The organism is Asticcacaulis sp. (assembly GCF_020217185.1).
In the GTDB taxonomy this organism is placed as follows: Bacteria; Pseudomonadota; Alphaproteobacteria; order Caulobacterales; family Caulobacteraceae; genus Asticcacaulis.
Genome location: NZ_JAIWNX010000286.1, coordinates 1 through 10,000, shown reverse-complemented (window position 1 = coordinate 10,000; position 10,000 = coordinate 1). Strand labels below are relative to the sequence as shown.

11 protein-coding genes are annotated in these 10,000 nt (G+C 61.7%); 6 read left to right on the top strand and 5 right to left on the bottom strand.

Annotated features, from left to right (window positions below):
• Together LDL37_RS14715 and LDL37_RS14710 are read left to right on the top strand one after the other, a co-directional pair.
• Positions 1 to 370, top strand: a 370-nt coding sequence (locus tag LDL37_RS14715; protein ID WP_290799572.1) for an SDR family oxidoreductase, incomplete at its 5' end; no start/stop codon positions are given.
• Between the two features lie 178 nt (positions 371 to 548).
• Complete coding sequence (locus tag LDL37_RS14710) at positions 549 to 1,457, top strand: amidohydrolase family protein (RefSeq protein ID WP_290799571.1); 909 nt, start codon at positions 549 to 551, stop codon at positions 1,455 to 1,457.
• Positions 1,458 to 1,585: 128 nt separating this feature from the next.
• Here LDL37_RS14710 and LDL37_RS14705 read toward each other — a convergent pair whose 3' ends face one another.
• From LDL37_RS14705 to LDL37_RS14685, 5 genes are read right to left on the bottom strand one after another with little or no spacing between them, the layout of a single operon-like run.
• Complete coding sequence (locus LDL37_RS14705; protein WP_290799570.1) at positions 1,586 to 2,146, bottom strand: GNAT family N-acetyltransferase; 561 nt, start codon at positions 2,144 to 2,146, stop codon at positions 1,586 to 1,588.
• Complete coding sequence (gene pseG, locus LDL37_RS14700) at positions 2,139 to 3,125, bottom strand: UDP-2,4-diacetamido-2,4,6-trideoxy-beta-L-altropyranose hydrolase (protein ID WP_290799569.1); 987 nt, start codon at positions 3,123 to 3,125, stop codon at positions 2,139 to 2,141. The genes LDL37_RS14705 and pseG overlap by 8 nt, the downstream gene beginning before the upstream one ends.
• Positions 3,126 to 3,143: 18 nt before the next feature.
• Positions 3,144 to 3,908 (bottom strand): SDR family oxidoreductase, encoded by a 765-nt coding sequence (locus tag LDL37_RS14695; protein WP_290799568.1) that lies wholly within the window; start codon positions 3,906 to 3,908, stop codon positions 3,144 to 3,146.
• Positions 3,905 to 5,062, bottom strand: a complete 1,158-nt coding sequence (locus LDL37_RS14690) for an aromatic ring-hydroxylating dioxygenase subunit alpha (RefSeq protein WP_290799567.1) — start codon at positions 5,060 to 5,062, stop codon at positions 3,905 to 3,907. Before LDL37_RS14690 ends, LDL37_RS14695 begins: the two co-directional genes overlap by 4 nt.
• Positions 5,055 to 6,122, bottom strand: a complete 1,068-nt coding sequence (locus LDL37_RS14685; protein ID WP_290799566.1) for a ketoacyl-ACP synthase III — start codon at positions 6,120 to 6,122, stop codon at positions 5,055 to 5,057. Before LDL37_RS14685 ends, LDL37_RS14690 begins: the two co-directional genes overlap by 8 nt.
• 189 nt (positions 6,123 to 6,311) lie before the next feature.
• Between LDL37_RS14685 and LDL37_RS14680 the strand changes: the two genes are divergently transcribed.
• From LDL37_RS14680 to cimA, 4 genes are all read left to right on the top strand, one after another.
• Positions 6,312 to 6,533 carry an acyl carrier protein gene (locus LDL37_RS14680; RefSeq protein WP_290799565.1) on the top strand — a complete coding sequence of 74 codons (222 nt, stop codon included), beginning with the start codon at positions 6,312 to 6,314 and terminating at the stop codon, positions 6,531 to 6,533.
• 14 nt (positions 6,534 to 6,547) lie between these two features.
• Positions 6,548 to 7,477: a phytanoyl-CoA dioxygenase family protein gene (locus LDL37_RS14675; RefSeq protein ID WP_290799564.1), complete on the top strand. Its 930-nt coding sequence runs from the start codon at positions 6,548 to 6,550 to the stop codon at positions 7,475 to 7,477.
• Positions 7,474 to 8,166 carry a pseudaminic acid cytidylyltransferase gene (gene pseF / locus LDL37_RS14670; RefSeq protein ID WP_290799563.1) on the top strand — a complete coding sequence of 231 codons (693 nt, stop codon included), beginning with the start codon at positions 7,474 to 7,476 and terminating at the stop codon, positions 8,164 to 8,166. Before LDL37_RS14675 ends, pseF begins: the two co-directional genes overlap by 4 nt.
• A 104-nt stretch (positions 8,167 to 8,270) precedes the next feature.
• The gene (cimA, locus tag LDL37_RS14665) at positions 8,271 to 9,863 is read left to right on the top strand and encodes a citramalate synthase (protein ID WP_290799562.1); all 1,593 of its coding nucleotides are present in this window, start codon (positions 8,271 to 8,273) and stop codon (positions 9,861 to 9,863) included.
• Positions 9,864 to 10,000: the final 137 nt, after the last annotated feature.

Sequence of the window (10,000 nt, the reverse complement as noted above, 5' to 3'; positions counted from 1 at the left end):
CCCCTTCATGCTGGAAAACGGCTATGGCCGCATCGTCAATGTCGCCTCCGTCGCGGGTAAGGAAGGCAATCCGAACGCCTCGGCTTACTCTGCATCGAAAGCGGGCGTGATCGGCTTCACCAAGTCGCTGGGCAAGGAACTGGCCACCAAGGGCGTCATCGTCAACGCCCTGACCCCGGCCACCTTCGAGTCGCCTATTCTGGCGCAACTGCCGCAGAGCCAGGTCGATTATATGCGCTCGAAAATCCCGATGGGGCGTCTGGGCATTGTCGATGAATCGGCCGCCATGGTGTGCTTTATGGCCTCGGAAGAGTGCTCCTTCACCACTGCCTCGGTGTTTGATACGTCGGGTGGTCGCACGACCTACTAAATGATCTGACGGCGGCGCCTGACGGGGCCGCCGTTCTCTTATAACAAAGCACAAAAATCGCTATGGTGAGTCGAAAAGACTTAGCCGACGAATGCTCTAGCGTAGTTGAGTACGTTAGCCGCGTATCGCAGACGGATGAGGCTTTGCAGACCTCCAGAGCGGCTGGCTCGGAGGAAACGTGACCAAACTGCCCTTTATCGACGCCCATATCCACCTGTGGGACCTCGACCATCTGCGCTACGGCTGGCTGAGCGCGCCGTTCGACGATACCGGCGTCAATGGCTCGACCGAGGCCATCGCCTCGACCTACCTTCCCTCCCATTATCAGGCCGACGCCACAGGGTTCGACGTGCGCGGCACCGTGCATATCGACGCCGGTGCGCATCCGGACGACGCCCTGGCCGAGACGCAGTGGCTGCAAACGCTGCATGAACAGACCGGTCTCCCTACAGCGATTGTCGCCTTTGCCGGGCTGAACGATCCGAAGGTCGAAGCCTTGCTGGAAGCCCATACGCAGCATTCCGCCGTGCGCGGCATCCGCCACATCCTCAACTGGCACCCCAACCCCTATTTCAGCTACACGCCCGCCAATTTGCTGGAGGACCCGCAGTGGCAGGCCGGCTATGCCCTTCTGGCCAAATACGGCCTGTCCTTCGACCTGCAAATCTACGAAAACCAGATGGCGGCAGCGGCGGCTCTGGCGGCCAAGCACCCTGATATTCCGGTCATGCTCAATCACGCCGGTATGCCGGTTAATGACGGCGAGGGCTATCTGAGCCGCTGGGTAGCGGGCCTGAAGGCGCTGGCCGCCCAGCCGCATGTCTCGGTGAAGATTTCCGGCATGGGCTTTGCCAATCGCCACTGGACGACCGAGTCCATCCGCCCGCTGGTGATGACCGTCATCGACATTTTCGGCACCGACCGCGTGATGTTTGCGTCTGACGTGCCGACCGACAAGCTGTTCTCGGACTACAAGACCATCATGGAGTCGTTTGACGCGGTGACCCGTGATTTCTCCGACGCTGAGCGCAAGTCCATGTTCGCGGGCAATGCCAACCGGCTTTATCGTCTAAACCTTGCGCTCTGATACCAACGGCCGAAGATGCTGACCGCATCCGGCCGTTGAAGACACGAGACTGTCTCATATGTGTCAGGGACATGAGACAGTCTCGAAGGGCATACCAAGAGTCATTTTCAATGACCCTTGGTATGAGACTACTCTGTCTCGTTACCGTCCCAGTCGCGGGTGTCGGGGAATTTTTTGCGGAAGGCGCGCCATTCCGCCGCCTCCTGCTCGAAGATATGCAGGTCGTGGCATGCCCCGTTTTTGAAGACGTGATTTTTCAGCACGCCGACATGGCGATAGCCGTTGAACACCTGAGAACGAACCACGCGGTCGTTCCAGTGGACGATGTGATTGACCAGCTTATGCAGGCCCAGCGTGCAGAAGGCGTGGTTCAGCGTGCCGATGAAATTAAAAGCCGACAGGGCCGGTGACACGGCCTCATCACCGACATAAGCCCCCACCTCGCCTATACTATTGGCACGATCGGTTATTGTGAGCGAGGTATAGCCGACATCACGGCCTTCGATGCAGATGATGCGGTGATGATAGTCGTCACGGCTGGCGCAGCGTTCGATCCAGCCGCGCTGGCGCTCGATATCGTAGGGCACGTCGGTGAGCATGAATTGCGTGATGCGCGCCGATGTGCGCCAATCCAGCAATAGCTTGGCGTCGTCCGGTTGCACCGGCCTGTAGCTTAAAAACTCATACACGGGTCATGGCCTCCACTATACGTTCCGCGCCGCGCCCATCGACCAGAGCATGAGCCCTGGCCGCCTCGGTCACCCGGCCGAGCACATCAGACAGAAGGGTCTTTACCTTGTCTTTGAAACCGTCGGGCCAGCCGTCGCGTGCATCCAGCACCGGATAGGGCGAGGCGCTGAGCAAGGCCGCCTGATTATCGACCACCACCATGACCAGAGCGGGCAGGCCCATGGCGGCAACCTCGCCGACACTGCCGCCGGCCGCCGTGACGACCAGAGACGCCCCGCTTAACACCTCAGCCACATTGTCCGGCGACAGATAGAGTTTCAACGCCGCATGGGCCGCACACAGGCGTCGCAGGGCATCGACATCGCCATTGGCCGGGCCGACGATCAGGCGGATATCGTAATGAGGCGCGACCTCAAGCAGGGCTTCGGCGCACAGGGCGGTAAACCCTTTGGGGTCCGATCCGCCAAAAAGGACGCTGATGTGCGCGCGGGCTGATGTGGGGTAGGTGCGCCGGAATTCGTGGCGGATGGGCGCATAGTCCGGCCCCAAGCAGAGCTGCGCATCCGGGGCGATTTCGGCATACATCTCTGGCGATGCCGAAGCGGCGGCATTGATCACCAACTGCACCTTCAGCGGCCGCACCTGCGCCAGATCATCAAACACGGCCAGCCGATAATCCGCATACAGATCGGTATAGAAGTCAGCCCCCACCGCGTAGGAATCGACCAGCAACAGCTCGCCCGTGGGCACGCTGGCGCGTATGGCCGCGGCATCTTGCGGGCTGCCGATCGCTGTCTCCAGTCGTCGGCATCCCGCGCCGATCTGCGCCAGACGCGAACGAATGGCCTCAGTGGACTCGTTGAGCAGAAAGGTCACGGCCATACCGCGATGACGCGCGGCTTCTGCCACAGCGAAACAGCGCATGAAGTGGCCAAGACCAATCTGCGCTGAGGCTTCGGTACGCACCCACAGATGCATGTGCGCCCCCTCCCCCGGTCAGGCCGTGAAGCCACCATCAACGCACAGCACCGTGCCGGTAATCCAGCGCGAGGTATCGGCCAGAAGAAAGGCGATAGACGCTGCCACGTCCTCAGGTCGCCCCAGACCCAGAGGCTGCATGTCGATAATCTTCTGGAACTTCTCTTCGGAGACCTTGTTCTTGAAATTCTCCGACATCGGCGTTTCGACCATGGCCGGAGCAATGGCGTTGACACGGATTCCGTCGCGGACCAGTTCGACCCCAAGCCCCTTGACGGCTGAGATCAGCCCACCCTTTGAGGCGGCATAGACCACATTGCCCGGCGCGGTTTTCAGCGCCGCTGAGGACGAGACAAACACCAGCGAAGCCTGCGGCGTGTGGCAGACCTTGAGGCGGAAACCCTGCGCCAGCATCAGAGAGGCCGCCAGATTCTGCATCAGTACATCGTGCGCAAAGGTGGGCGTCACCGCCTGTATGGGCAGGGTGCCCTGTATCCCGGCGCAATGGGCGATACCGTTCAGCGGTCCGACCTCGGCGCATAAGGCCTTCAGCCAAGGCACGATACCCGCGGTGTCGGCCAGATCGAACAGCTTGCCGACATGGCCTTCGCCTTCCAGCAAGCCCAGCGTTTCTTCAAGCCGTTCGGCGTTGCGGCCACTGGCCACCACGCGCGCCCCCAGCCGCGACAGATAGACCGCCGCCGCCTGTCCAATGCCACTGGTCGCCCCGGTGACCAGAACGGTCCGTCCTGTCATATCCATCGGATGAAATGAAGTCGTCACGGCATATCTCTTTCAGCAGGAGGGGTAGGCGTCATCAGGCGCATATAGGTGCGTTGAAACTCAGCGATACGGTCTTCCATGGCCCCCAGAAGCGGCGGCCGCTCCGGCGGCGCATCGCGCATCCCGGCCTGCGTCACCTGACAGATGTCGCGGTCTTCGTCACGCACCTGCTTCGTGAAGCCGCGCAGGCTGTCGGCCACCATGTCGCGGGCAGCGCGGCCATTGTTTTTGCCGAGCCAGCCCGTCGTCGTCAGGCGCAGACTGTCCGTGCCGGTCGGCTCAAACGTCTGAAACGTCAGGAACGCGCCGTAGGAGAAGGTTACGATGATGTTGGGGAAGATCAGAAAGCTGGCATATTCCGGGTAAAGATCACCGCGCTCAAGCTCTATGGCGCGCGCCACATTGTCCCACCATTTACGTGAGCGGTCGCGCAGCTTACCGGTATAGCGGCTGTGGCCTGCATCGGTGCTGAGCGTCAGATCGGTGGACAGAATAAGGCTGAAACTGCCCGAATGCACCATCGGCAGGTGATAGCCTTCGGCGGCATTGTCCATGCCGAGCTTCCAGTTCACTGACCAGTCGAGCACTTCGTGTTCAAAACGGTCCGGACAGGCCTCGGAAACGTGGGCGAGGTCGTCATAAAAGCTGCCCAGAAAGGTCTTGAGGTCAGGCCCTTCGGCATTCATCCGCACAAAGACGAAATGCCCGACGGTTTCCAGCGCGTAGGCTTTGAGTGCCAGCGCGTCCTTATCGGCGTCGTTAAACTCAAAATTCTGCCGGTTCAGCGGGATGCCCGCCGGGCGGCCCGCCGCATCGTAGGTCCAGCCATGATAGGGACAGGTCAGGGGCCGGTTACCCGACCGCGTACACTGGATGCGGGCAAAGCGGTGCGAGCAGACATTGCGAAAGGCCCGCAAAACGCCCTCACAGTTTTGCACGACGATGCTGTGGGGGCCGACCTGAAAGGTGAGGAAATCATTGGGCTGAGCCAGATCCTGCACGAAGCCGACGCACAGCCAGCTACGCGCAAACACGCGCTCGATCTCGGCAGAGAGGATGTCCTCGCGATAATAATGATCCGCCGGGATCAGACCCAGCCTTTGCCTCCAGGTTTCATGCGTCTGCGGCATGTCCTGTGGCGCTACATCAGTCATAGTCATCGACCACACACTGCGGCATGGGGCCCAGATGCAGCTTCAGGGCCGCCCACGACCAGCCGATACCAAAACCGACCAGCAGGACCGGTGTGGGGGTGGCGAAGGTATCGGACAGACGATCGGCAATGGTCAGCGGGATGGAGGCCGAAGAGGTGTTGCCATAGGTTTCCATGGCGATCGGCACCTTCTCCGCCGGCAGGCCCGCCTTCTTGCGCAGGTGTTCCAGCATGAAGACATTGGCCTGATGGAAGACCACATGATCTACGTCCTCGACCGTGCTGCCGGAGGCGGCGAGAATCTGGCTGACCAGAGACGGGACGTTTTTAAGTGTGAAGGTGAAGACTTCGGGGCCATTGAGATAGAGGCGCGAGGCGCGGTAAAGCCGGGCCTGCGTCTCTTCATCCTGCGGTCCGTCCTGCGGCAGAAGCGGCAACTTGATGCCCCCGGCCTCCACCATGATGTGCGGGGCCCCGGCACCGTCGGTGCCAAACACGCCGGTCATTTCCGGGGCAGAGGCATCCACCTCCAGCGCCGTAGCGGTCCCCGCATCCCCAAACAGCGGCACGGTGGCGCGATCATCTTTCAACAGACGCGAGGTCGAGACGTCCCCGGCCAGCAGCAGACCCCGCGCCGGACGCCCGCCAATGCTCAGCGTCTTCAGGAGCGAAGCCACCATCCACAGGCCGTAGGTATAGCCCGAACAGCCCAGATTGACGTCGAAGGCCAGACACGACCCCAGACCCAGCCGGTGTTGCAGCGCGCAGGCGGTGGCCGGGGCCACATAGTCGGCGCTTTGGGTGACAAAGATCAGCACATCAATACTGTCGCGCGCCCACCCCAACTGATCGAGCAAACCTTCGGCAGCCCGCTGACACAGATCGGAGGTCATCACCCCTTCCGGAGCGATACGTCGTGAGCGCACGCCGATGGATTTAATCAGGCGCTCGCGCTCGGCCTCATCGGGGATCAGGCCCTCTTCGGCCAGCGTCCGTCCGGTCTTGGGAACACAGGCCCGGATGCCGCGCACCGCCACGCCCTGCAATCTGCCTTCGGTCATGAAACGCTCCCGAATCCCTTGTTATGGCCTGTGCCTGTCATCCGCTGCTTTGCGTTAAGATCGCGTTAAGGGACAGGGCGCGCCGCCTGTGGGGCCCGCGCAAACAGGGCCGTGTTTAAGGGAATATTAAGCGGATCACCCAAGGATCGAAGCCTACGGTTTTCAATATCTACGGCGCGGGAAAAACTCATGACCGATCAGGCCTTCATCGCCTCTGTGGCGGAAATTCTCGAAATCGACCCGGCGGGTCTGACGGGTGCGGAAACCCTGACAGAGCTTGGCAACTGGGACAGCCTCGCCGTCATCACCTTTGTGGCCATGGCCGACGCCAACTACAATACGGTGGTCAGCGGTGATCAGCTGCGCGCCGCGCAAACCATCAACGATCTGGCCGCTCTGGTCGGGCTCTGAGACCGGCGGACGCCGTGGCTCAGACGCCGGGATTGCGAGAGCGCCTGAAAACGCGGGTTCCCTCCTGGCGGCATTTTGCCGCGCGTGCCCGCGCTGACCGGCGCAATATCGCCTACGACCTGTTGCCGCTGCTCGATTATCGCGGCCGGCAGCGGGTGGGCCGCCTGATCCGGCACTTCACGCCGCGCACGACGGACCTTTCGCCCTCGCCTCTAGCACAGTCCCTGTGTGCGGAGCTGCGCGAAGACGGTCTTACCGCCATTCAGCCGCCCATTGATGCGCAGGTGTTGAGCGACCTCACGGCCTATTTCCGCGATCTGCCCTGCCACGACCCCTATCGCCCGCATCTGGGGCGGTTTCGCTGGGATGAGGTGCCGTCCGAAGACATCAATATCGGCTATTACACGCCAGAAGAGGTGATCCGCGCGCCCCATGCGCTGGCTCTGGCCAACCATCCGGACGTTCTGGCGGCTGCCGAGCTGTATCTGGGGGCGCGGCCCATTCTCGACAATATTGGGGCCGTGTGGTCCTTCCCCGGCCGCGCCACGGCCAAGGGCGTGCAGCGGTTTCATCGCGATTACGACTGCGTCGGCAATGTCAAACTCTTCTACTACCTGACTGACATCGACGCCCAATCCGGTCCGCATGTGTTCGTGCGCGGCTCGCACCGTTCGCCTATACTGGAAACGGGCAAGGCTCAGACCGACGCCGATATCGAAGCGGCCTTCGGTGCCGATAAGGTGGTGACCCTGACGGCGCCGGCTGGCTCTTGGTTTCTCGAAGACGTCTATGGCTTCCATAAAGGGCTGTTGCCCGTGTCGCGCCCGCGTCTGCTGCTGGCGTTTCAGTATAATCTCTACGCCACGCCGCATTCGCCGAAGGCCCCGGTGATGGACAATCCCGGCGGATTTGACGCCTATATCAATCAGGTCTTTCTGCGATGAGACGGGTCTGTATCATTCCGGCGCGCGGCGGGTCAAAGCGCATCCCGCGCAAGAATATCAAGCCCTTCTTCGGCCAGCCGATGATCGGTTATTCGATCCGTGCCGCCGTCGAGTCCGGACTGTTTGAGCGCATTATCGTCTCGACCGATGATGCGGAAATCGCCGAAGTGGCGCGCGCCTGCGGGGCACAAACGCCGTTTGTGCGCCCGCCGGAGCTGGCCAACGACCATGCGGGGACCGGGGCGGTCATGGCGCACGCGCTCGACTGGCTGATCACTCAGGGAGAACGCCCCGACGCCCTGTGCTGCCTCTATGCCACCGCCCCGTTTCTGACGGCCAAACGCCTGATCGAGGGCTGGGAGGCGCTTCAGGGCAAGCGCCACGCCTTTTCGGTGACCAGCTACGCCTTCCCTATCCAGCGTGCGCTTTACGTCACGCCGGAGGGCGGGGTAGCCATGTTCCAGCCCGAACACCGCATGACGCGCTCTCAGGACCTCGTGCCCGCCTATCACGACGCGGCGCAGTTCTACTGGAGCTGGACGGAGGCGGCGCTGAAGGGCGAAGACGTCTTTTCGATTCATTCCGCCCCGGTCATCTTGCCGCGGACCGAGGTCGTCGATATCGACACCCCCGAAGACTGGGAGGTCGCCGAACAGATGTTCGCAGCCCTCAGAGCCAGTGAGAAATAGTAATCGCAGAAACGAACGGCGCGATTTCAGACACTTGGCGGCGCAATTGCCGTTCAGGTGTGGGAATTTTATTGACGCCCCCAGAGTCAGGCTATAGCTGAGCCATGGCCGAGCGTATCTATCTTTATGACTCCACCCTGCGCGACGGATCGCAGGCGCAGGGGATTGACTTCACCGTTGCCGACAAGCTGGCGATTGCTGAGGCGCTGGACGCCTTTGGCATCGACTATATCGAAGGCGGCTGGCCGGGGGCCAACCCCACGGATGACGCCTTTTTCGCCCGTGTGCCGAAGACGCGCTTTGCCAAGGTCTCCGCCTTTGGCATGACGCGCCGCGCCGGGCGTTCGGCCTCCAATGATCCGGGTTTACAAGACATTCTCAACGCCCACACGCCGGCTGTCTGTCTGGTCGGCAAGAGCTGGGACTGGCAGGTTGAGACGGCGCTGAAGGTTTCGACCAGCGAAAACCTGAAGATGATTGGGGATTCGCTCAGCCACATGATCGCGCAGGGCCGCGAAGCGCATTTCGACGCCGAACATTTCTTTGACGGCTATAAGGCCAATCCCGCTTATGCGCTGGAGGCCCTTACGGCTGCGTATCAGGCCGGGGCGGAATGGATCATCCTGTGCGACACCAATGGCGGCTCGATGCCGTCCGAGGTGTATCGCATCGTCTCCGTCGTCAAGGCCAGGCTGCCTGAGGCGCGTCTGGGCATCCACTGCCATAATGATACCGAGCAGGCCGTGGCCAATTCGCTGGCCGCCGTTGAGGCCGGGGTGCGTCAGATCCAAGGCACGATCAACGGCATTGGGGAGCGCTGCGGCAATGCCAATCTGATCGCCCTGATCCCGACCCTGATGCTCAAGATGGGTTATGAGACGGGTGTGTCGATGGAACAGCTCAAAGAGATCGGTTCGCTGTCGCGTCTGATCGACGACCGTCTGAACCGCGTGCCCAACCGCCACGCCGCCTATGTTGGCAAGAGCGCCTTTGCGCATAAGGGCGGCCTGCATGTATCGGCCATGGCACGCGATAGCCGCTCCTATGAGCATATCGACCCGGCGCTGGTCGGCAATACGCGGCTGATCCTCGTCTCGGACAAGGCCGGGCGCGCCAATGTGCTTAACCGTCTGGAGCAGATGGGCATTGCGGTTGCCGCCGATGATGAGCGCGTCAATGACCTGGTGAAGATCGTCAAGGACCGCGAGGCGGTGGGCTATGCCTATGAGGACGCCAGCGCCTCGTTCGAGCTTCTGGCGCGCGGCCTTTTGGGGCAGTTGCCGCGCTATTACGAACTCCTCAGCTATCGCGCGCTGAACGAATGCCGCGTCGAGGCCTCCGGCGCGCAGGACACGATGGCGGAAGCGACGGTCAAGCTGTCGGTCGCCGGGGAAACCGTGATGACGGTGGCCGAAGGCAATGGCCCGGTCAATGCGCTGGATGAGGCGCTGCGCAAGGCCCTGACGCCGCACTATCCGGAACTGAAGGCCATGCACCTGTCGGATTATAAGGTGCGCATTCTGACGCCGTCGGACGCCACTGCGGCCCTGACGCGGGTGGTGATCGAAAGCCGCGATACGGACGGCCACGCCTGGCACACGCTGGGGGTCAGCCCGAACGTGATTGACGCTTCAAACGACGCCCTGTTCGATGCGGTGACGTGGTTCCTGCTCAAGCAGAAGGTCGCGGTGCGCTAGATCATTATGATTTCTAGTAGAAACATAATGATCTAGATTTTGTTTAGCCCCTCGCCGGGCGGTGGCTTCGCCACCTTGGCCGCCGCCTCAATGGCGGCTTGAGCGGAATGATTCCAGTAGAAATCATTCCGCTCTAA